This window comes from Pseudomonas sp. GD03903 (genome assembly GCF_029840045.1).
GTDB classification, from domain to species: Bacteria; Pseudomonadota; Gammaproteobacteria; order Pseudomonadales; family Pseudomonadaceae; genus Pseudomonas; species Pseudomonas pseudonitroreducens.
In genome coordinates this window covers 18,854-41,363 of sequence record NZ_JAOCBT010000032.1, presented here as the reverse complement: position 1 = coordinate 41,363, position 22,510 = coordinate 18,854, and the positions used below count along the sequence as shown (strand labels likewise).

The window sequence follows — 22,510 nt, the reverse complement described above, 5'->3', positions numbered from 1 at the left end:
CTTAATCCTCCCCGCAGCCTTGCTGCAGTTGGTACAGGCGGGCGTAGTGCCCGTTCTGCAGCGTGAGCAGTTGGGCATGGCTGCCTTGCTCGACGATCTGCCCCCGCTCGAGCACCACGATGCGGTTGGCCTGGCGCACGGCGGTCAGACGGTGGGCGATGATGATCACGCTGCGGCCCTGGCAGATGCGCTGCATGTTCTGCTGGATGATGCGTTCGGACTCGTAGTCCAGCGCGCTGGTGGCTTCGTCGAAGATCAGGATGCGCGGATTGCCGAGCAGCGCACGGGCAATGGCGATGCGCTGCCGCTGGCCGCCGGAGAGCGAAGCACCATGTTCGCCCACTACGGTGTCGTAGCCTTCAGGGAGTTCCAGGATGAATTCGTGGGCACCGGCGAGGTGGGCGACCTCGATCACCCGCTCCAGGGGGGCGCCAGGATCGGTGAGGGCGATGTTCTCGCGGATGCTGCGGTTGAACAGCAGGTTCTCCTGCAATACGACGCCGATCTGGCGACGCAGGGAGGAGACTTCGGCCAGCGCCAGGTCCATGCCGTCCACCAGCACGCGACCCCGGTCGGGCACGTAGAGGCGTTGCAGCAAGCGCGTCAGGGTGCTCTTGCCGGAGCCGGAGCGCCCGACGATGCCGATGACCTCGCCGGGTCGAATCCCCAGGCTGATGCCGCGCAACACTTCGGAACCGTCGCTGCGATAGCGGAAATGTACCTGATCGAACTCGATACGGCCGTGCAACGGCGGAAGCGGGCTGCGTTGGCCGACACCCGCTTCGCTGCGGGTGTTGAGAATGTCACCCAGGCGTTGCATGGAAACGCCGGTCTGCTGGAAGTTCGGCCAGAGTTGCGCCAGGCGCATGATCGGCTGTGCCACGCGGCCGGCCAGCATGTTGAAGGCGATCAGTTGGCCGACCGACAGTTGTCCCTCGATGACCAGGCGCGCTCCGAGCCAGAGAGTGAGTACCGTAACCAGCTTGCCGATCAGGCCGACGCCTTCGTTGGCGAGGGTGGAGAGCACCTGCGTGCGGAAACTCGCGGCGACGTAGGCGGCCAGCTGGTTGTCCCAGCGCCGGGTGGACTGAGGTTCCACGGCCATGGATTTCACGGTATCGATGCCGTTCAGCGACTCGACCAGGAACGCCTGGTTTTCCGCGCCACGGTTGAAGCTCTCCTGCAGGCGCGCGCGCAAGGGTGGCGTGATGAACAGGGAGAGCAGCCCGTAGACCGGCAGTGAAAGGATGACCACCAGGGTCAGCCAGCCGCTGTAGAACAGCATCACCGCGATGAACAGCACGCAGAACAGCAAGTCCAGCAGCAGTGTGATGGCATTGCCGGTGAGGAAGCTGCGGATGTTCTCCAGTTCGCGTACCCGCGCTACCGAATCGCCTACCCGGCGCGCGTGGAAGTAAGCCAGGGGGAGGGCAATCAGATGGCGGTAAAGGCGTGATCCCAACTCCACGTCGATGCGGCTGGCGGTATGGGCGAAGACGTAACTGCGCAGGCCGCTGAGCAGGCTTTCGAACACCAGGACCGCGAGCAGCCCTGTGCACAGTACGTCGAGGGTCGACAGGCCGCGGTGCACCAGCACCTTGTCCATTACTACCTGGAAAAACAGCGGTGTTATGAGGGCAAACAATTGCAGGCAGAAGGACGCCAGCAGAATCTCACCGAGCAGCCTGCGGTACTTGACGATGGCGGGGATGAACCAGGTGAAGTCGAACCGCGCCAGGTCGCCGGCGATAGATGCCTGCGAGCGCAGCAGGATCAGTCGACCGCTCCACAGGTGAGTGAGGTCGTCCAGCGCGAGGGTTTGCGGGCGAGACTGACCGGGGACCTGGATCAGCGCCTGGCCCTGGTCGACACGCGCGAGGATGAAGAAGGTGCCGTCCCCTGCTTCGGCGATGGCGGGGAGGGGAGTCTGGGCGAGGCGCTGTGCTTGGGTGTCCACTGCCTTGGCGAGCAATCCCAGCTGGCGAGCCGCGAGGAGCAGTTGATCGCGACCGAAAAGCTGGGAGCTGTGCGCCAGTTCGTGCCGCAGTTGTTCGGCGCTGGCGGCGATGCCGTGAAAGCGGGCGAGGGTCACCAGACATTCAAGACCGCTGTCTGTTGGATTGGCAGGGGCATCCGGCTGTTGCGGAGCGTTCATCTTAACTTCCTGTCAGCGATGGCCGCGCAGGGGCGCTACCGGGACAGGGAAGTTATGTTTGTTCAGCCTTGGTTCAGCAATACTAGTGTAGGGGGAAGGCTCTAAATCAGACCTTTCAGACGCCCACTCGCTTTGAATCGGCGTTGAGTGCCAGCTTCATCCCAACCCTTATGAGCAAATTTTCGGAGGACGGGGGGCGGGGAGCCGGTTCTGTCTGAATTGGCAGTGGTACGTGATTGGCAAGATTGCTTGGCCTTTGCCCGGCTTCGCTTTGCAGTTCAATGCGCGTCGCTGTCGCTGGGGCTAACCTAGGCGGACGGTTCAGGGCCAGGAGCTGTCCGCGCTCGTGGTCGGCGGATAAAGCGTTCCGCTTTATACGCCCTACGCAGGCACTGAGGCTTTCCCGCCCACCAGAATTCCCTGTTCCCGCCCACAGACTTCCACCAGAAAATCCCATACCAACCGTAGCCGTACCGACCGGTGCAGCTCGCGCCGGGTACACATCCAGTATTCCCGTTCGATGAACTCCTCCGGCAGCACCGGTACCAGTCGCGGGTCGTGCAGGCCCATGTACTGCGGGAGGATGGCGATGCCGATGCCGGCCTGGGCGGCCTGTTGCTGGGCGACCACGCTGGTGCTGCGGAACACCACCTGCGGGTGGCGGCAGAAGCTGTGGTGGAACAGCAGTTCCTGGCTGAACAGCAGGTCGTCGACGTAGCCGATCCAGGGGTGTTTGCAGAGGTCTTCGCGATCGCGCAGGGGCGGGGCGTTTTTCAGGTAGGCGGGGCTGGCGAACAGGCTCAGGCGGTAGCGGGTGAGCAGGCGGCTGATGAGCAGGTCGGCGCTGGGGCGTTCCAAAGTGATGGCGATGTCGGCCTCGCGGTTGGTGATGCTGACGAAGCGCGGCACTGACACCAGCTCCACTTCCAGGCCGGGGTAGCGCTGCATCAGTTCGCTCAGGCGTGGGGCGAGGAACATGGTGCCCAGGCCTTCGGTGACGCCGATGCGGATCTGCCCCAGCGGCGAGATGGCCTGGCTCATTTCCTCCTGGGCGAGCAGGGCGGTGTTCTCCATGGCCTCGGCGTGCTTGAGCAGCGCCTGGCCGGCCGGGGTGAGCTGGTAGCCGCCGGTGTGCTGGGCGAACAGCTGGGTGCCGAGGTCGCGTTCGATACTTTCGATATGCCGCGCCACCGTGGCGTGGGTGGTGCCCAGGCGCTTGGCGGTGGTCAGCAGGCGGCCGCTGCGATGCAGCTCGAGGAAGTAGCGCAGGTCATTCCAGTCGAACATGGGCGGCTCTCGTTGGCAGAAGGCGCGCTGTTAGAAAACGCACAGCAGGTGACTCGAAACGACTGTTCTTTTATCACGAACGAACGACTAGGCTCGTTCGTCAGAGTAAAAAGAACAAGAACGACGAGGTACTTCTCCATGCCCCAGGCACTGGATGCTTATGACTACCTGATCGTCGGCGCGGGCCCTGCGGGTTGCCTGCTGGCCAATCGCCTGTCCGCCGACCCTGCCAACCGCGTGCTGCTGCTCGAAGCCGGCGGCCCGGACAACTATCCCTGGATCCACATTCCCGTCGGCTACCTCTATTGCATCGGCAACCCGCGCACTGACTGGTGCTTCGACACCGAGCAGGTGCCGGGCCTGAACGGCCGCGCCATCAAGTACCCGCGCGGACGCACGCTGGGCGGCTGTTCCTCGATCAACGGCATGATCTACATGCGTGGCCAGGCGCTGGATTACGACGGCTGGGCCGCCGAGGGCAATCCCGGTTGGGGCTGGGGCGACCTGCTGCCTTTGTTCATGAAGATGGAGGACCACTTCGCGGGTGCCAGCGCGCTGCACGGCGGCGGCGGCGAGTGGCGAGTGGAGAAGCAGCGCTTGTCGTGGGCGATCCTCGATGCCTTCCGCGAGGCGGCAGCGCAGGCGGGGATAGCGTCGGTGGAGGACTTCAACGGCGGCGACAACGAAGGCTGCGGTTATTTCCAGGTGAACCAGCGTTCCGGCGTGCGCTGGAATGCGTCGAAGGCCTTCCTGCGGCCCATCGCCAATCGCGCCAATCTCACTGTACTGACCAATGTCGAGGCCCTCCGTGTGCTACTGGAGAACGGCCGCGCCGCCGGGCTTGAGGTGAACTGGCAGGGCGCGCGGCGCGAGTTGCGTGCGCGGCGTGAAGTAATCCTCTGCGCCGGGGCGATCAACACGCCGGTATTGCTGCAGCGCTCCGGTATCGGTCCGCGTGGCCTGCTGGAGAAGCACGGCATTGGTGTGCGCCATGAACTGTCCGGCGTGGGCGGCAACCTGCAGGATCACCTGCAGCTGCGGCTGATCTACCGCATGAACGGTGCACCTTCGCTGAACCAGATCGCCTCGACCCTGTGGGGCAAGATGGGCATGGGCCTGGAGTACCTGTTCAAGCGCAGTGGCCCACTGTCCATGGCGCCGAGCCAGTTGGGCGCATTCGCCAGGTCCGACCCGGGCCAGCGTTCAGCCAACCTCGAATACCACGTGCAGCCGCTGTCGCTGGAGCGCTTCGGCGAGCCGCTGCACAGCTTCCCGGCGTTCACCGCGTCGGTCTGCGACCTGCGCCCGCTGAGCAGGGGCTCGGTGACGCTGCGCTCGCTCGATCCGCGCGACAAGCCGGTGATCCAGCCCAATTACCTGAGCCACCCGCAGGACCTGCGCGTGGCCGCAGATGCCATCCGCCTGACCCGGCGCATCGCCGCTGCGCCGGCCCTGGCGCGCTTCAACCCGGTGGAGTTCAAGCCCGGCCCGGACTACCAGACCGAGGAAGACCTGCACCGCGCCGCCGCCGAGATCGGCACCACCATTTTCCACCCGGCCGGCACCTGCCGCATGGGCCAGGGCGAGGGCGCGGTGGTGGACAGCCAGTTGCGCGTGCACGGCATACCCGGCCTGCGCATCGCCGATGCCTCGATCATGCCCAGCCTGACCTCCGGCAATAGCTGCTCGCCGGTGCTGGTGATCGCCGAAAAGGCCGCGCAGATGATTTTGAGCGAACCCGCGCGCGCCGCGGAGGTCATCCCTTCCAGTGGGCGCACACAGGAGCAAGCGCCGGTGGCGTGACGGTGTGCGGCCGAAAGCTGCGTGGCTCGTAGGATGGGTGGAGCGCAGCGATACCCATGCGGAAGCTGCGCAGTAATCGATGGGTATCGCTTCGCTCCACGCCATCCTGCGGAACTGATGTAGAGGGTCGCTCCTACAAGGAGTTGCAAGAAACGCTATCGCGCGGTGTGAAAGCCGCGGCAGTCGAGGCTGACAAAAACAAGCTCGTAGGATGGGTGGAGCGCAGCGATACCCATGCCGTAGCGGCGCGCTCATCGATGGGTATCGCTGCGCTCCACGCCATCCTGCGGAACTGATGTAGAGGGTCGCTCCTACAAGGAGCTGCAAGAAACGCTATCGCGCGGTGTGAAAGCCGTGGCAGTCGAGGCTGACAAAAACAAAAGCCCCCAGAAGGGGCAGGAGAGCCCGTAATGACCGACGTAGCACAGCCCAGCTCCTATGAGCGTCCCGCGACCTCGCGTCGCGACGAGCGCAAGGTGATCTTCGCCTCGTCGCTCGGCACGGTATTCGAGTGGTACGACTTCTTCCTCTACGGCTCGCTGGCGGCGATCATTGCCAAGCACTTCTTTGCCGGGGTCAATGACACCACCGCCTTCATCTTCGCCCTGCTGGCGTTTGCCGCCGGTTTCCTGGTCCGCCCGTTCGGCGCATTGGTGTTCGGCCGCCTGGGCGACATGATCGGGCGCAAGTACACCTTCCTCGTCACCATCCTGCTGATGGGCCTGTCGACCTTTGCTGTCGGCCTGCTACCGGCCTACGCCACCATCGGCGTGGCCGCGCCGGTCATCCTCATCGTGCTGCGCCTGCTGCAAGGCCTGGCGCTGGGCGGTGAGTACGGCGGCGCGGCGATCTACGTGGCCGAACACGCGCCGGACCACAAGCGCGGTGCCTACACCAGCTGGATCCAGTGCACCGCGACCGGTGGCCTGCTGCTCTCGCTGGTGGTGATCTGGGGTTGCCGCCAGCTTACCGGGCCCGAGTTCGAGACCTGGGGCTGGCGCCTGCCGTTCCTGATCTCCATCGTGCTGCTGGGCATTTCCACCTGGATTCGCCTGTCCATGCAGGAGTCGCCGGCGTTCCTGAAGATGAAGGCCGAGGGCAAGGTGAGCAAGTCGCCGCTCAAGGAGTCCTTCACCCGCTGGAGCAACCTGAAGATCGTGCTGATCGCCCTGTTCAGCATCAACGCCGGGCAGGCGGTGACCTTCTACGCCGCGCAGTTCTACGTGATGTTCTTCCTCACCCAGGTACTCAAGGTGGACCCGGCGCTGTCCAACGGGCTGCTGATCATCTCCCTGGTGATCGGCGCGCCGCTGTTCGTGCTGATGGGCTGGCTGTCGGACAAGGTCGGGCGCAAGCCGGTGCTGATCACCGGGTTGCTGCTGGCCACGGTGCTCTACTTCCCGCTGTTCAAGGCGCTGACCCACTATGCCAACCCGCAGATCGACGCGGCCTCGCGGCAGGCGCCGGTCACCGTGATGGCGGACCCGGCCACCTGCACCTTCCAGTTCGACCCGGTGGGCAAGGCCAAATTCGACAGCGCCTGCGACAAGGCCAAGACCCTGCTGGTGAAAGGTGGCGTGCCCTACAGCACAGTGGCCGCCCCCGTGGGCAGCGAGCTGGTGGTGACCGTGGGCGAGAAGCGCATCGAGGGCTTCGACGCCGCCGCGCTGGGCGCTGCGGTGAAGGACGCCGGCTACCCGACCGTGGCCGACTCCTCGCTGGTGAACCGGCCGATGGTGGTGGCGATCATCGTCGCGCTGATCTTCATCGCCACCTGCTGCTACGGCCCGCTGGCGGCGCTGATGGTCGAGCTGTTCCCGACGCGCATCCGCTACACCTCGCTGTCGCTGCCGTACCACATCGGCAACGGCTGGTTCGGCGGGCTGCTGCCGACCATCTCGTTCGCGCTGGTGGTGTACACCGGCAACATCTTCTACGGGCTGTGGTACCCGGTGCTGATCACGGCGATGAGCCTGGTCTGCTCGCTGCTGTTCCTCAAGGAGACCAAGGACAACGATATTCACGCCGACTGACCGGCGATTGAACCGGACAAGGCCCGCGCACTGCGGGCCTTGTTCGTTGTGCGGAGGTATCGCCGCGCCACGCTGTCGCTTACCCTATGCCGACTTGGCCTGCGCAGCGGGCCATTCGTATTGGAGTTCGAGCATGAGTCAAGAGATCGCCACCGTTACCGTCAGCGCCGAGCACTGGGGCCGCGAAGCCGAAGCAGTGGATAACGCCCGCGTCACCATCAGCCTCAGCGCGCCGGAAGAGGGTGTGATCGAGGTGCGTTTCAACGGCCAGCTGGATGCCCCGGAAGAGCCGACGCATGTCTGCGTGACGCTGGATAACGGGTTGTCCTATTACGGCGAGATCCAGGGCGGCGAGGCAAATGAAGAGGGCGGCTGGCTGCGCTTCGAGGGCGAGCTGATCGATCTGGAAGGCTTCTGAGCGGAAAGTCCCTGCAGTAGGCCACCGCGAAATCCTCCTGGCGGAATCCATTCCCAACGGGAACCCCAGAGGCAGCGCTCCTACAAAATGCCCGCCCAATAAAAAACCGGCCACCTGGGCCGGTTTTTTATTGCCTGTGGATAACCTCACTGCTGCGGGACCATCCCCTCGATGCGCTTGGCGAAGGCATTGGCCAACGGCCCATCGGCCAGCAACAACAGGTAATCGTGCTCGGACTTGGCTGCCGGGGCTATCTGGTACTTCAGTGTGCCCGAAGCCACCTGGCCGACCACCGGTACGGTCAGGGTGCCGACGCACTCCAGCACGCCGCTGTCCGGGTCCTTGTCGATGATCGCCACGTCCTTCAGTTCGGCCTTGCTCAGCGCGTCGGACTGAGCGGAAAGCGCGCCGGAGAGGAAGATCTTCACCAACTGGTTCTTCACATCGTCCGACCCGCAGACCTTGGCCTCGTTGCCCCCGCAGGCGCTCAGCAGCGCGGCGGCGGCCAGCACGGCCGACAATTTCAACAGTTTCATCTATCCACCCTTGTGGCGTTCCATGATGGCCATTGGATAGGAAAAGGCCGGAATAATTCCCTGCCGGCCGCTGCCGTTTCGCTGCAATGCTGACGAAACGGCAGTAGGCCGCAGTCGTCAGACCACGAAGCGCGCCACCATGCCGTTCAGGTCCACGGCCAGGCGCGACAGCTCCTGGCTCGCCGCACTGGTCTGCGTGGCGCCGGCCGAGGTCTGGGTCGCCAGGTCGCGAATGTTCAACAGATTGCGGTCCACCTCGCGGGCGACCTGGGCCTGTTCCTCGGTGGCGCTGGCGATCACCAGGTTGCGTTCGTTGATCAGCGACATGCGTTCCAGGATCACCTGCAGTGAAGCGCCGGCCTCGCCGGTGCGGCTGACGGTACGTTCGGCATGGGCGGTGCTACTGAGCAGGGCAGCGACGGTACGGTCGCTGCCGTTCTGGATGGCCGAGACCAGTTCCTCGATCTCGCGGGTCGAGCTCTGCGTGCGCTGGGCCAGCGAGCGCACCTCGTCGGCGACCACCGCAAAGCCGCGCCCGGCCTCGCCGGCACGGGCGGCTTCGATGGCGGCGTTGAGTGCCAGCAGGTTGGTCTGCTCGGCGACGCTGCGGATCACTTCCAGCACCTTGCCGATGTCCTGTGCCTGGTTCGCCAGGGCTTCGGCGAGGTGCGAGGCCTGGCCCACTTCGCCGGCCAGGGTGCCGATGGCGCTGGAGGTCTCGTCCACCCGCTCGCTGCCACTGCGCGCGGCGTCGATGGCCTCGCGGGAGGCGGCGGAGGTGGAGGCGGCGTTACTGGCGACTTCCTCCACGGCGCTGGTCATCTGGTTGACCGCGGTGGCGGCCATTTCGATCTGGTCGCTCTGCTGTTGCAGTGCGCGGCTGCTTTCCTCCATCACGCTGTGCATTTCCTCGGCGGCGGACGCCAGCTGGCTGGCCGAATTGCCGATGCCGCGGATGGTCTCGCGCAGGCTGTTCTGCATGTCCGCCAGGGCGTTGAGCAGTTGCGCCGGCTCGTCGCGGCCCTCGACCGTGAAACGCTGGCTGAGGTCGCCGCTGGCGATGGTCCTGGCCACGCGCACCGCCTGGTTGAGCGGTACGACGATGCTGCGGGTGAGCTGCCAGGCCAGCAGCAGGGTCAGGCCGACGCTCAGCAGCAGGATCGCACTGACCACCAGCCGGCCGCTCTGGTATTGCTCCACGGCGCGGTCGGCGGCGGCGCCTGCACCGTTGCGGTTGAGGTCGATCAGGGCGGTGAGGCGCTTGTTCAGTTCCGCGCCCTGCTGGGTGATGTTGCCGTTGAGAATCTGCAGCGCGCCGGCGTTGTCGTCCTGGCGAATCTTCTCCAGCAGCTGGTCGACGAAACCGAGATAGCCGTCCAGGGCCTGGCGCAGTTCGTCGGTGCGCTGCTGCTCCTCGGCGCTGAGAATCAGCCGGCGGTAGTCGGCGAGCACCTTGTCCTTGTCCTGCCGTGCTTCGGCGATCAGCTCCAGGCTGCGCTGGCGTGCGGCGCTCTCCTGGTTGACCAGCAGGCGCATGGATTCCAGGCGGATGCGGGCGATATCCCCCGACAGCTGGTTCATGTGGTTGATGCTCAGCAGCCAGTTGCTGTCGATCTCTTCGGACGCGGCGCGCAAGGTCGAGAGCTTGTACAGCGAGAACAACCCGAGAAACACCAGGAGCAGGCCCATGGCAGCGAAACCCAAGGACGCGCGGCGGCCAATACTCATGCTTCTGAACATCGTGAATTCCCTTTCTTCATCCAGTGTGTAGAGCCCATGGGCTCCGCCATGTACGCTGATGGCGCAATGATATTACTGGGCGACATTTTTTCGCAGCAGTGGCAAAACAGGACTAGCAGACGAAAAACCTGTCCGCTTTCGGGGAGGGCAGGATTCAGACGAGCGTCAGCCAGGCCAGCGCCGCGTAGCGCCCGACCTTGGCCAGCGTGACCAGCAACAGGAAGCGCCACAGTGGCTCGCGCATGACGCCGGCGATCAGCGTCAGCGGGTCGCCGATCACCGGTGCCCAGCTCAGCAGCAGCGACCAGCTGCCGAAACGCCGGTAGTGGCGCTGGGCTTTTTCCAGCGCCGCATCGCTCAGCGGGAACCAGCGGCTGCCATGCCAGCGCTCGATGCCGCGGCCCAGCAGCCAGTTCACCAGCGAGCCGAGCACGTTGCCCAGGCTGGCCGCCAGCAACAGCGACCACAGCGGGTACTGGCCGCCCAGCAGCAGGCCGACCAGCACGGCTTCCGATTGCAGCGGCAAGAGGGTGGCGGCACCGAAGGCGGAGAGGAACAGGCCGGCGTGGGCGGCCAGGGCGAGGCTGAGCATTGGTCAGGACAAAAAGGGCGAAAAGGGGGCGGTCAGAATGACAGGAACCGTCGTGCTAAAAATTTGGAATAAAGGGATGAGCTTCAGACGTCTCCAGATACTATATGTCCTATCTTGCTGAGGATTTAGTAGGAATTTACATTCGCGCGACCATGCGCCCGAATGCATCATCCGTCGGCACGCCACACATCTCCTGGGGAACGCTGTGAAGAACTGGACTCTACGCCAACGCATCCTGGCCAGCTTTGCCGTCGTCATCGCGATCATGCTGCTGATGGTGGTGATTTCCTACACCCGCCTGCTGCGTGTCGAAGCCAGCACCAAGCGGGTCAATGAAGATGCCATGCCCGGCACCTACGCCCTGACCCAGGTACGCTCGACCTGGACCGACAGCATCCTGATGACCCAGGTACTGGTCGGTCTCTCCAACGGCCAGACGCTGGATGAAAAGCACCGTCAGGAGTTCAGCGCCAACCACGACACCCTGCTCGAGCGCCTTGGCCAGTACGAGCGCACGGTGAGCGACCCGCGCGACAAGGAGATGCTCAGCCACTTCAAACAGCAGGTCAGCCAGTACGACGCCTTGCTTGCGCAGGTGCTGCAGCTGTCCGCCAGCGACCGGGAAGGCGCGCGCAAGCTGCTGCTGGAGCGTCTGGAACCGCTGTGGGAAGACGGCCGCAAGACGCTTACACAGCTCATTACCCTGAACAAGGAAATCGCCGACGCCGCGGCGTCGAATATCGTCGACGAGGTCGCCACCGCCAAGGCGATCATGCTGATTTCCCTGCTGCTGGCGATTGCCGCGGCGGCCGTCTGCGGGCTGTTGCTGATGCGCGCCATCACCGAGCCGGTGAGCCAGGTGGTCAAGGGCCTGCAGGTCATGGGCAGTGGTGACTTCACCACTCGCCTGGCAATGGAGCGCAACGATGAGTTCGCGGTGATCGAGACCGGCTTCAATGGCATGGCCGAGGAGCTCAAGGGCCTGGTATCGCAGGCGCAGCGCTCGGCCATCCAGGTCACCACCTCGGTGACGGAGATCGCCGCCACCTCCAAGCAACAGCAGGCCACCGCCACCGAGACTGCCGCCACCACTACCGAGATCGGCGCAACCTCGCGTGAAATCGCCGCCACCTCGCGTGACCTGGTGCGCACCATGACCGAGGTGTCCTCGGCCGCCGAACAGACATCCACCCTGGCCGGCTCCGGCCAACTGGGCCTGGCGCGCATGGAAGAGACCATGCACCACGTGATGGGCGCCGCCGAGCTGGTCAACGCCAAGCTGGCGATCCTCAACGAGCGTGCCGGCAACATCAACCAGGTGGTCACCACCATCGTCAAGGTGGCCGACCAGACCAACCTGCTCTCGCTCAACGCCGCCATCGAGGCGGAGAAAGCCGGCGAGTACGGCCGTGGCTTCGCCGTGGTGGCCACCGAAGTGCGCCGCCTGGCCGACCAGACCGCCGTCGCCACCTACGATATCGAGCAGATGGTGCGCGAGATCCAGTCCGCGGTTTCCGCCGGCGTGATGGGCATGGACAAGTTCTCCGAGGAGGTGCGGCGCGGCATCTCGGAAGTCGGCCAGGTCGGCGAGCAGCTCTCGCAGATCATCCAGCAGGTACAGGCGCTGGCGCCGCGCGTGCAGATGGTCAACGAAGGCATGCAGGCCCAGGCCACCGGCGCCGAGCAGATCAACCAGGCGCTGGTACAGCTCGGCGAGGCCACCGGGCAGACCGTGGAATCCCTGCGCCAGGCCAGCTTTGCCATCGATGAGCTGAACCTCGTGGCCAACGGACTGCGCAATGGCGTCTCCCGCTTCAAGGTCTGACGCCGCCAGGGCGGGCAGGCTGTACCTGCAATTCCGCCTGGGCGCGGACCGCTACGCGCTGGACGTGCATGACGTCATCGAGGTGCTGCCGGTGCCGGCGCTCAAGCGCGTGCCGGAAGCGCCGGCCTGGGTCGCCGGCCTGTTCCCGCACCGCGGCGAACTGCTGCCGGTGCTCGACCTCAGCCAGCTGGCCTTCGGGCACAGCGCACCGCGCCGCACCAGTACGCGCCTGGTGCTGGTGCGCTATCGCGTCGACGAGGGCCCGGAGCAGCGCCTCGGGCTGATCCTCGAACAGGCTACCCACACACTGCGGCGTGATCCGGCGGCGTTCCGCGACTATGAACTGGACAATGGCAGCGCCCGCTACCTCGGCCCTGTGCTGGAGGATGAGCAGGGTCTGCTGCAGCTCGTCGGCGTCGACCAGCTGCTCAGTGCCGAAGCCCGTGCGCGCCTGTTGCCGGGCGAGGGAGAGCCGGCATGAGCGATCCGCGCTTCGCCCAACTGCTCAAGGAGCGCATCGGCCTGGATGCCGAGTCGGTCGGCGATGCCGTGATCGAGCGCGCGGTACGCCAGCGCTGCAACAAGGTCAGCGGCGGCAACGCCGAACACTACTGGATGCTCCTGCAGGGCTCGGCCGAGGAAGTGCAGGCGCTGATCGAGGCGGTGATAGTTCCGGAGACCTGGTTCTTCCGTTACCCCGAATCCTTCGGCGCGCTGGCGCAGCTCGCCTCCCGACGCGTGCTGGAGCTGGCCGGGGCGCGGCCGCTGCGGGTGCTTAGCCTGCCGTGCTCCACGGGCGAGGAACCCTATTCGATCGTCATGGCGCTGCTGGACGCGGGCCTCGCGCCGTCGGCCTTCCAGGTCGACGCGCTGGATGTCAGCCGCGCGGTGCTGGAGCGGGCGGAAGAGGGGCGCTACGGGCGCAACTCCTTCCGCGGCTCCAACCTGGAATTCCGCGAGCGCCATTTCAGCGCCGACGGCAACGATTACCAACTGGCCGAGGCGGTGCGCCGCAAGGTTCGCTTCCGCGCGGGCAACCTGCTCGCGCCGGGTCTGCTGGCCGGCGAAGCGCCCTACGACTACGTGTTCTGCCGCAACCTGCTGATCTATTTCGACCGCCCGACCCAGGAGCAGGTCGTGGACGTGCTGCGTCGCCTGGCGCGCGTGGACGGCGTACTGTTCATCGGCCCGGCCGAGGCCAGCCTGATGTCGCGTATCGGCCTGCGCCCGCTGGGGGTACCGCAGTCCTTTGCCTTCCCGTTGCAGGGAGCTGAGCCGCCGCCCCAGGTGTCGCCGCCGAACTGGGCCGCGCCGGCGCCGGTTCTGCGCCCGGCTCCCGCAAAACCGGTGCCGCCGCGCCCGCGCCCGAGCGCCAGGCCCGAGCAGCCGGTCGCCGCGCCTGCCGGCAACGCGCTGGCGGAGATCGCCCGGCTGGCCAATTCCGGCCAGGCCGATGCAGCGCGGCAGCGCTGCGAGGCGCTGCTGGCCGATAAGGGCCCGGACGCCGAAGTCTTCTACTGGCTCGGCCTGCTGGCCGACGCCCAGGGCCAGGGCAGCGAGGCACAGGCGTTCTACCGCAAGGCCCTGTACCTGCAGCCCGATCATCAGGAAAGCCTGCAACACCTGGCCGCGCTGCTCGCGGCACAGGGAGACACGGCTGGCGCCCGGCGCCTGCAGGAGCGCGCCGCGCGAGGAGTGAAGCGCAATGGTTGAACGCGATGCTTCATTCATCGACAGCTCGTCCCATGACGATGACCTGCCGACAGTGGACGACTGCTGGAACCGCATCGGCGTGCGCGGTGATCGCAGCTGCGCAAAGCTGGCCGAGCACATTCACTGCCGCAATTGCCCGGTGCATGCCGCCGCCGCCATCAGCCTGCTGGACCGCTACGCGCTGGGCAGCGGGGCCGAGCTGGCGCCTGTGGAAACCACGCAAGCGGCCGTCGAAGAGGGCCGCCCGCACCTGATCTTCCGCCTGGGCGAAGAATGGCTGGGCTTGCCCACCCGCGCGCTGGCCGAGGTGGCACCCGCCTGTGTCGTGCATTCGCTGCCGCACCAGCGCTCGCCGGCGCTGCTGGGCGTGGCCAACGTTCGTGGCACCCTGGTGGCCTGCATCTCCCTCGGCGAACTGCTGGGCCTGGACAGCCGCGCGGCTGCCCGCGAAGGCGCCCGTATCGTGCCGCGCATGCTGATTCTGGCGGCGGTTGGCGGGCCGATCATCTCGCCGGTGGATGAGGTGGACGGCATCCATGAACTGGATGAGAAGGCCATCGTCGAAGCCACGTCGCAGAGCCACGCCGCCAACGACCGCTTCACCCGCGGAGTGATGCAGTGGCGCCAGCGCAGTATCCGCCTGCTCGACCAGGAAGCCCTGCTCGATGCCGCCACCCGGAGCCTCGCATGACCCCGGACCAGATGAAGGACGCGTCGATGCTGGAGTTGTTCCGCCTGGAGGCGGAGGCCCAGACGCAGGTGCTGGTGCAGGGCCTGATGGCGCTGGAGCGCAACCCGACCCAGGCCGACCAGCTGGAAGCCTGCATGCGCGCGGCGCACTCGCTCAAGGGCGCGGCGCGCATCGTCGGGCTGGATGCCGGCGTGCAGGTCGCCCACGTGATGGAGGACTGCCTGGTCGGCGCCCAGGAGGGGCGGCTGCTGCTGACCTCCGGGCATATCGACGCGCTGCTGGCCGGCACCGATATCCTGCTGCACATTGCCGATGCCCAGCCCGAGCGCGCCGAACAGGCCCAGCAGGGCGTGCCGGCCATGGTCGAGCGCCTGCAGGCGCTGGTGTCTGCCAAGGCGTCCAGCCAACCTGCGCCGTCCGCGCCGTCCGCCGAGTCGCCTGCCGAGTCGCCTGCCGGGCCGCTCGCCGAGCCAGCGCCGACAGCTGTCGCGCAACCCGCTGCGACTCCTGCAGCTGCGCCAGCGCCGGCCGCCGCTGCCGAGCGCGCTCCACGTCGCCGCTCCGGCGACAGTGATGAAGCGGGCGAGCGCGTCCTGCGGGTGACCGCCGAGCGTCTGAATCAACTGCTCGACTACTCCAGCAAATCGCTGGTGGAGTCCCAGCGCCTGAAGCCGCTGCTCGATTCGTTGCAGCGCCTCAAACGTATCCAGGCCAGCGCCAGTCGTGTGCTCGATGGCGCTCGTGACGCCGCCAGCACGGCCAATCTCGATGTGGAGGCGCAGGCCTATCTGGCGGACGCCCGCCGTCTGGTCGGCGAATGCCAGCAACTGCTCAGCGAGCAGATCGCCGAGCTGGACGAGTTCAGCTTCAAGGCCGGGCAGCGCGCGCAGTCGCTCTACGACACCGCGTTGTCCTGTCGCATGCGGCCCTTCTCCGACGTCTTGTCCGGGCAGGCGCGGATGGTCCGCGACCTGGGTCGCTCGCTGGGCAAGGCCGTGCGCCTGGAGGTGCAGGGCGCCGCCACCCAGGTCGACCGCGATGTGCTGGAGAAGCTCGAGGCGCCGCTCACCCACCTGCTGCGCAACGCCGTCGACCACGGTATCGAAGCCGCTGAAGTGCGCGCCCGCAACGGCAAGCCGGAAGAGGGCAGCATCCAGCTGCTGGCCCGCCATCACGCCGGCATGCTGGTGCTGGAGCTGCAGGATGACGGCGGCGGGGTCGACCTGGATCGTCTGCGCTCGGCCATCGTGCGTCGCCAGTTGTCCAGCGAGGAGACCGTGGCGCGTCTCACCGAGGAAGAGCTGCTGAGCTTCCTGTTCCTGCCTGGCTTCAGCATGCGCGAGCAGGTTACCGAAGTGTCCGGTCGCGGCGTCGGCCTGGACGCCGTGCAGCACATGGTGCGCCAACTGCGTGGCGGCATCCGCATGGAACAGGTACGCGGGCAGGGCGCGCGCTTCCACCTGGAAGTGCCGCTGACGCTGTCGGTGGTACGCAGCCTGGTCGTCAGCATTGGCGGCGAGGCGTACGCCTTTCCGCTGGCGCACATCGAACGCATGCGCCGCCTGGCGCCGGACGAGATCGTCCAGCTCGAAGGCCGCCAGCAGTTCTGGCACGAGGGGCGCCATGTCGGCCTGGTCTCGGCCAGCCAGTTGTTGCAGCGACCCGACGGCGAGGCCACGTCCGACGAGATTCCGGTGGTGGTGATCCGCGAGCGGGAAAGCGCCTACGGCGTGGCGGTGGAGCGATTCATCGGCGAGCGCACCCTGGTGGTGGTGCCGCTGGACGCCCGGCTGGGCAAGGTGCAGGACGTTTCCGCCGGCGCGCTGCTGGATGACGGCACCCCGGTGCTGATCCTCGACGTCGAGGACATGCTGCGGTCGGTGGAAAAACTGCTCGCCACCGGCCGCCTGGAGCGCATCGATCCCACCGGCCGCCTCACCGGCCCGGCGCGCAAGCGCGTGCTGGTGGTGGACGACTCGCTGACCGTGCGCGAGCTGGAGCGCAAGCTGCTGCTGGGCCGCGGCTATGATGTCGCCGTGGCGGTGGATGGCATGGATGGCTGGAACGCCCTGCGTTCGGAGCACTTCGACCTGGTCATCACCGATATCGACATGCCGCGCATGGACGGCATCGAACTGGTCACCCTGATCCGCCGCGACACCCGCCTGCAGTCGCTGCCGGTGATGGTGGTGTCCTACAAGGATCGCGAAGAAGACCGTCGGCGCGGCCTGGATGCCGGCGCCGACTATTATCTGGCCAAGGCCAGCTTCCACGACGAGGCCCTGCTGGATGCGGTGGTCGACCTGATCGGAGGAGCCCACGGGTGAAGATAGGGATAGTCAACGATATGCCCCTGGCGGTGGAAGCGATGCGCCGCGCGCTGGCCTATGAGCCGGCGCACCGCATTGTCTGGGTCGCCGCCAATGGCGCCGAAGCGCTGGAGATGTGCGCCGCGCACAAGCCCGACGTGATCCTCATGGACCTGCTGATGCCGGTGATGGATGGCGTCGAGGCCACCCGCCGGATCATGGCCCAGAGTCCCTGCGCGATCATCGTCGTCACGGTCGACCTGGAACAGAACATGAGCCGCGTATTCGACGCCATGGGCAATGGCGCGGTAGACGCGGTGAACACCCCGACCATCGGTGTCGGCGACCCCGCGGAGGCGGCCCGGCCGCTGCTGCGCAAGTTGCAGAACCTGGCCTGGCTGACCGCCCCGCGTGATACCCGCCCCAACGCCAGCGTTGCCCCGGTGCGGCGCGGGGGCGGTGCGCGCAAGCTGATCGCCATTGGCTCTTCGGCGGGCGGCCCGGCGGCGCTCGCGGACCTGTTCGCGCGGCTGCCAGCGGATTTCCCGGCGGCCATCGTGGTCGTCCAGCACGTCGACGAGGTGTTCGCCGCCGGCATGGCCGAGTGGCTCTCGACCCAATCGAAGATTCCCGTGCGCCTGGCGCGCAATGGCGAGCCGCCGCAGCCCGGCTGCGTGCTGCTGGCCGGCACCAACCACCATATCCGTCTGCTCAAGGGCGGCGAGCTGGCCTACACCGCCGAGCCCAGCGGGCACATCTATCGACCATCGATCGACGTATTTTTCGACAGCGTGGTGGAGTACTGGTCTGGCGATGCCGTTGGCGTGCTGCTCACCGGCATGGGCCGGGACGGCGCCGAAGGATTGAAACGCATGCGCGAACGTGGCTTTTTGACGCTGGCCCAGGACCAGGCCAGCAGCGCCGTGTACGGTATGCCCAAGGCCGCGGCGGCGATCGGTGCCGCCGTGGAGATTCGTGCGCTGGGCGACATCGCCCGAAGACTCGCTGAAGTCTGCGCCTGAGTGCAGGCTACGGAGCCCCATCAGATGAACCCTTTGACGAGTGACTACCCCGTGAACACCCCAGGCGATTCCGCTGTGATGGTGCTGCTGGTCGACGACCAGCCGATGATCGGCGAAGCCGTGCGCCGCGCGCTGGCGGACGACCCCAGTATCGACTTCCACTTCTGCTCCGATCCGCACCAGGCCATCGCCCTGGCCATCCAGATCAAGCCCACGGTGATTCTCCAGGACCTGGTGATGCCTGGCGCCGACGGTCTCTCGCTGGTGCGCGAATACCGCGCCAACCCGGCGACCCGCGACCTGCCGATCATCGTCCTGTCGACCAAGGAAGACCCGGCGGTGAAGAGCGCGGCGTTCAGCGCCGGCGCCAACGACTACCTGGTCAAGCTGCCGGACGCCATCGAACTGATCGCCCGGGTCCGCTATCACTCGCGCTCCTACCTCGCCCTGCTGCAGCGCGACGAGGCCTACCGCGCCCTGCGCGAGAGCCAGCAGCAGTTGCTGGAAACCAACCTGGTGCTGCAGCGGCTGATGAACTCCGACGGCCTCACCGGGCTGTCCAACCGCCGGCACTTCGACGAATACCTGGAAATGGAGTGGCGTCGTGGCCTGCGCGAGCAGACCCAGCTGTCGATCCTGTTGATCGATGTGGACCACTTCAAGGCCTACAACGACACCTTCGGCCATGTGCAGGGCGACGAGGCGCTGCGCCAGGTGGCCGGGGCAATCCGTGCCAGCGCCAGCCGCCCCTCGGACCTGCCGGCGCGCTACGGCGGCGAAGAGTTCGTCATGGTCCTGCCGAATACCTCGCCTGGTGGCGCGCGCCTGCTGGCGGAGAAGCTGCGGCGCCTGGTGCAGGACCTGAACATCCGCCACGAACTGCCGACCCCGGGTTCGTCGCTGACCATCAGCATCGGCGTGGCGACCCTGATTCCCCAGGCCGGGCAGGCTTGCCGCCAGCTCATCGAACTGGCCGACCAGGCGCTCTACAACGCCAAGCACGGCGGTCGCAACCAGGTGGCCATCGCCGGCTGAACGGGCAGGGAGGGCGCGGAAACGGTGGGCGTGCTTTGTCGCAAAGCCTGAAAAGGCGACGAAAATTCACGTATACTTGCCGGCTTTTCTACGCCCTTTACCCGTGAGAGATGCCCGCCATGGAAATCCAACCGATCCTCAACAGCATCAAGGACCTCTCCGACCGTACCCAGTCGATTCGGGGGTATCTTTGACTACGATCTGAAACATGATCGTCTGATCGAAGTAAACCGCGAGCTGGAAGACCCGGCGGTCTGGAACAAACCCGAATACGCCCAGAACCTGGGCCGCGAGCGCGCCATGCTGGCGCAGATCGTCGAGACCCTCGACGAACTCACCAGCGGCCTGGCCGACTCCCGCGACCTGCTCGACATGGCGGTCGAGGAGAACGACGAAGGCGCCGTTGGCGACGTCGAGGCGGAAGTCCAGCGCCTGCGCGAAATCCTCGAGAAGCTCGAGTTCCGCCGCATGTTCAGCGGCGAGATGGACCCCAACAACGCCTACCTGGACATCCAGGCCGGCTCCGGCGGCACCGAGGCCCAGGACTGGGCCAACATGCTGCTGCGCATGTACCTGCGCTGGGCCGACAAGAACGGCTTCGATGCCGAGATCGTCGAGTTGTCCGAGGGCGAAGTCGCCGGCATCAAGGGCGCCACCGTGCACATCAAGGGCGAGTACGCCTTCGGCTGGCTGCGCACCGAGATCGGCGTGCACCGTCTGGTGCGCAAGAGCCCGTTCGACTCCGGCAACCGTCGCCACACCTCGTTCACCGCGGTGTTCGTGTCGCCGGAAATCGACGACAACATCGAGATCGAGATCAACCCGGCCGATCTGCGCATCGACACCTACCGCTCCTCCGGCGCGGGCGGTCAGCACGTGAACACCACCGATTCCGCGGTGCGTATCACCCACGTGCCGACCAACACCGTGGTGGCGTGCCAGAACGAACGCTCCCAGCACGCCAACAAGGACACCGCCATGAAGATGCTGCGGGCCCGGTTGTACGAGCAGGAGATGCAGAAGCGCAACGCCGCCTCGCAGGCGCTGGAGGAGACCAAGTCGGATATCGGCTGGGGTCACCAGATCCGTTCCTACGTGCTCGACCAGTCGCGCATCAAGGACCTGCGTACCGGCGTGGAACGCAGTGATTGCGACAAGGTGCTCGACGGCGATCTCAACGAGTATCTCGAGGCCAGCCTCAAACAAGGGCTCTGACGCAGAGCCCCATTGCAGGAGCGAGCTTGCTCGCGAACCCGTCCAGGAGCTTCGCGAGCAAGTTCGCTCCTACACGTATCCCCCCAATTTGATTTAGACGCCAGGCAGATAGACGACCATGAGCGACCAACAACTCGACCAGCACGAACTGCAACAGGAAGAAAACAAGCTGATCGCCCAGCGCAAGGAAAAGCTTGCCGCCGTGCGTGAAGCCAAGGCCATTGCCTTCCCCAACGACTTCCGCCGTGAAAACTACTTCGCGGACCTGCAGAAACAGTACGCCGACAAGACCAAGGAAGAGCTGGAAGCAGCCGCCATCCCGGTCAAGGTCGCCGGTCGCATCATGCTCAACCGTGGCTCGTTCATCGTCCTGCAGGACAGCAGCGGCCGCCTGCAGGCCTATGTGAACCGCAAGACCCTGCCGGAAGAGACCCTGGCCGAGATCAAGACCTGGGACCTGGGCGACATCATCGGTGCCGAAGGCACCCTGGCCCGTTCCGGCAAGGGCGACCTGTACGTCGAGATGACCAGCGTGCGCCTGCTGACCAAGTCGCTGCGCCCGCTGCCGGACAAGCACCACGGCCTGACCGACACCGAGCAGCGCTACCGCCAGCGCTACGTCGACCTGATCGTCAACGAGGAAACCCGCCACACCTTCCGCGTGCGTTCCCAGGTCATCGCCCACATCCGTCGCTTCCTCTCCGATCGCGGCTTCCTCGAAGTGGAAACCCCGATGCTGCAGACCATTCCCGGCGGCGCGGCGGCCAAGCCCTTCGAAACCCACCACAACGCGCTCGACATGGCCATGTTCCTGCGTATCGCCCCGGAGCTGTACCTCAAGCGCCTGGTGGTCGGTGGCTTCGAGAAGGTCTTCGAGATCAACCGCAACTTCCGTAACGAAGGCGTCTCGACCCGGCACAACCCCGAGTTCACCATGCTCGAGTTCTACCAGGCCTACGCCGACTACGAAGACAACATGGACCTGACCGAAGAGCTGTTCCGCGAGCTGGCCCAGGCTGTGCTCGGCAGCACCGACGTGCCCTACGGCGACAAGGTCTTCCACTTCGGCGAGCCGTTCGCCCGCCTGTCCGTGTTCGATGCCATCCTCAAGTACAACCCGGAACTGACCGCGGCTGACCTGACCGACCTCGAGAAGGCCCGTGCCATCGCCAAGAAGGCCGGCGCCAAGGTCCTCGGCCACGAAGGCCTGGGCAAGCTGCAGGTGATGATTTTCGAAGAGCTGGTCGAGCACAAGCTGGAGCAGCCGCACTTCATCACCCAGTACCCGTTCGAAGTGTCCCCGCTGGCCCGCCGCAACGACAACGACCCGAGCGTCACCGACCGCTTCGAGCTGTTCATCGGTGGCCGCGAGATCGCCAACGCCTACTCCGAGCTCAACGACGCCGAAGACCAGGCCGAGCGCTTCATGCTGCAGGTCAAGGAGAAGGACGCCGGTGACGACGAGGCGATGCACTACGACGCCGACTTCGTCAACGCGCTGGAATACGGCATGCCGCCCACCGCCGGCGAAGGCATCGGTATCGACCGCCTGGTGATGCTGCTGACCAACTCGCCGTCGATCCGCGACGTCATCCTCTTCCCGCACATGCGCCCGCAGGCGTAAGTGCCGGAACAGTGAGAAAGGCCGCCCTCGGGCGGCCTTTTTCGTTTCCGCGTGCTGGACCCGCCGGGGCGACTCCTGGGTGCGACGGCGCTCGTGGACGGAGTCCGCCCCTATTCGGCCGGACAGGGCCAAGGTGCGCTTGGAACCGATGATTCCGCGCTCGGTCCGCCCCTCACCCCAGCCCTCTCCCAGGGGAGAGGGAGCCGTTCGGAGCAGGAGGGAGCCTTGATATCCGCCTGCACTATCCGCTCCCTCTCCCTGAAGGAAAGGGGCCGTTTGGTGCAGGATGGGCCTAGGTATCCGCCAGCACTATCTGCTCCCTCTCCCTGAGGGAGAGGGCTGGGGTGAGGGGGAAGCCCGGGCGCCGATCCCGACGCGACAGATGTTCCGGAGCGCGGAAGTCTTCCAGGAGCGCACCATGCGGCCGTTTGCGAGCAAGCTCGCTCCTGCAGATGTCGGGGACTCTGGCGGTATGTAATCCGACGAAATGCATGCCGGAACGGTGGCTTGGC

The 22,510-nt window shown here is 66.0% G+C and carries 17 protein-coding genes; 12 read left to right on the top strand and 5 right to left on the bottom strand.

Annotation, left to right across the window (positions count from 1 at the left end):
• Nucleotide 1: 1 nt before the first annotated feature.
• Nucleotides 2-2,155, bottom strand: coding sequence for a type I secretion system permease/ATPase (locus tag N5C91_RS29970; protein ID WP_279834024.1), 2,154 nt, complete (start codon nucleotides 2,153-2,155; stop codon nucleotides 2-4).
• A 381-nt stretch (nucleotides 2,156-2,536) separates the two neighbouring features.
• Nucleotides 2,537-3,442 carry a LysR family transcriptional regulator gene (locus N5C91_RS29965; RefSeq protein ID WP_279834022.1) on the bottom strand — a complete coding sequence of 302 codons (906 nt, stop codon included), beginning with the start codon at nucleotides 3,440-3,442 and terminating at the stop codon, nucleotides 2,537-2,539.
• Nucleotides 3,443-3,580: 138 nt separating this feature from the next.
• Between N5C91_RS29965 and N5C91_RS29960 the strand changes: the two genes are divergently transcribed.
• The 3 genes from N5C91_RS29960 to N5C91_RS29950 all read left to right on the top strand — a co-directional run bounded on the left by N5C91_RS29960 (nucleotide 3,581) and on the right by N5C91_RS29950 (nucleotide 7,696).
• A complete protein-coding gene (locus N5C91_RS29960; protein ID WP_279834020.1) occupies nucleotides 3,581-5,245 on the top strand; it encodes a GMC family oxidoreductase N-terminal domain-containing protein in 1,665 nt (554 codons plus the stop codon).
• A gap of 410 nt (nucleotides 5,246-5,655) precedes the next feature.
• Nucleotides 5,656-7,278 carry an MFS transporter gene (locus tag N5C91_RS29955; protein WP_279834018.1) on the top strand — a complete coding sequence of 541 codons (1,623 nt, stop codon included), beginning with the start codon at nucleotides 5,656-5,658 and terminating at the stop codon, nucleotides 7,276-7,278.
• A gap of 133 nt (nucleotides 7,279-7,411) precedes the next feature.
• Nucleotides 7,412-7,696, top strand: a complete 285-nt coding sequence (locus N5C91_RS29950) for a hypothetical protein (RefSeq protein WP_279834016.1) — start codon at nucleotides 7,412-7,414, stop codon at nucleotides 7,694-7,696.
• Nucleotides 7,697-7,842: 146 nt separating this feature from the next.
• Here N5C91_RS29950 and N5C91_RS29945 read toward each other — a convergent pair whose 3' ends face one another.
• From N5C91_RS29945 to N5C91_RS29935, 3 genes are all read right to left on the bottom strand, one after another.
• The gene (locus N5C91_RS29945; protein ID WP_279834015.1) at nucleotides 7,843-8,232 is read right to left on the bottom strand and encodes a hypothetical protein; all 390 of its coding nucleotides are present in this window, start codon (nucleotides 8,230-8,232) and stop codon (nucleotides 7,843-7,845) included.
• 117 nt (nucleotides 8,233-8,349) lie between these two features.
• The gene (locus tag N5C91_RS29940; protein ID WP_279834013.1) at nucleotides 8,350-9,972 is read right to left on the bottom strand and encodes a methyl-accepting chemotaxis protein; all 1,623 of its coding nucleotides are present in this window, start codon (nucleotides 9,970-9,972) and stop codon (nucleotides 8,350-8,352) included.
• 154 nt (nucleotides 9,973-10,126) lie between these two features.
• Entirely contained in the window at nucleotides 10,127-10,564 is a 438-nt protein-coding gene (locus N5C91_RS29935; protein ID WP_236173171.1) for a YqaA family protein, read from the bottom strand.
• Nucleotides 10,565-10,769: 205 nt separating this feature from the next.
• On the opposite strand from N5C91_RS29935, the gene N5C91_RS29930 reads away from it, so the two are divergent.
• The 9 genes from N5C91_RS29930 (at nucleotide 10,770) to lysS (ending at nucleotide 21,998) form a co-directional block, all read left to right on the top strand.
• Complete coding sequence (locus N5C91_RS29930) at nucleotides 10,770-12,389, top strand: methyl-accepting chemotaxis protein (RefSeq protein WP_236198400.1); 1,620 nt, start codon at nucleotides 10,770-10,772, stop codon at nucleotides 12,387-12,389.
• Entirely contained in the window at nucleotides 12,364-12,870 is a 507-nt protein-coding gene (locus N5C91_RS29925) for a chemotaxis protein CheW (protein WP_279834012.1), read from the top strand. Before N5C91_RS29930 ends, N5C91_RS29925 begins: the two co-directional genes overlap by 26 nt.
• Entirely contained in the window at nucleotides 12,867-14,102 is a 1,236-nt protein-coding gene (locus N5C91_RS29920) for a CheR family methyltransferase (RefSeq protein WP_279834011.1), read from the top strand. Before N5C91_RS29925 ends, N5C91_RS29920 begins: the two co-directional genes overlap by 4 nt.
• A complete protein-coding gene (locus N5C91_RS29915) occupies nucleotides 14,095-14,793 on the top strand; it encodes a chemotaxis protein CheW (RefSeq protein ID WP_236198403.1) in 699 nt (232 codons plus the stop codon). Before N5C91_RS29920 ends, N5C91_RS29915 begins: the two co-directional genes overlap by 8 nt.
• Entirely contained in the window at nucleotides 14,790-17,120 is a 2,331-nt protein-coding gene (locus N5C91_RS29910) for a hybrid sensor histidine kinase/response regulator (protein WP_279834010.1), read from the top strand. The genes N5C91_RS29915 and N5C91_RS29910 overlap by 4 nt, the downstream gene beginning before the upstream one ends.
• Entirely contained in the window at nucleotides 17,117-18,124 is a 1,008-nt protein-coding gene (locus N5C91_RS29905) for a chemotaxis response regulator protein-glutamate methylesterase (protein ID WP_236173165.1), read from the top strand. The genes N5C91_RS29910 and N5C91_RS29905 overlap by 4 nt, the downstream gene beginning before the upstream one ends.
• Before the next feature lie 24 nt (nucleotides 18,125-18,148).
• Nucleotides 18,149-19,159, top strand: a complete 1,011-nt coding sequence (locus N5C91_RS29900) for a PleD family two-component system response regulator (protein ID WP_236173164.1) — start codon at nucleotides 18,149-18,151, stop codon at nucleotides 19,157-19,159.
• Between the two features lie 119 nt (nucleotides 19,160-19,278).
• Nucleotides 19,279-20,374 (top strand): peptide chain release factor 2 gene (prfB, locus tag N5C91_RS29895; protein WP_236173163.1). Its coding sequence is split into 2 segments (ribosomal slippage): nucleotides 19,279-19,350 and nucleotides 19,352-20,374, totalling 1,095 coding nucleotides; the frame shifts between segments, so codons are not numbered across the junction.
• Between the two features lie 118 nt (nucleotides 20,375-20,492).
• Complete coding sequence (lysS, locus tag N5C91_RS29890) at nucleotides 20,493-21,998, top strand: lysine--tRNA ligase (RefSeq protein WP_236198406.1); 1,506 nt, start codon at nucleotides 20,493-20,495, stop codon at nucleotides 21,996-21,998.
• Nucleotides 21,999-22,510 lie beyond the last annotated feature (512 nt).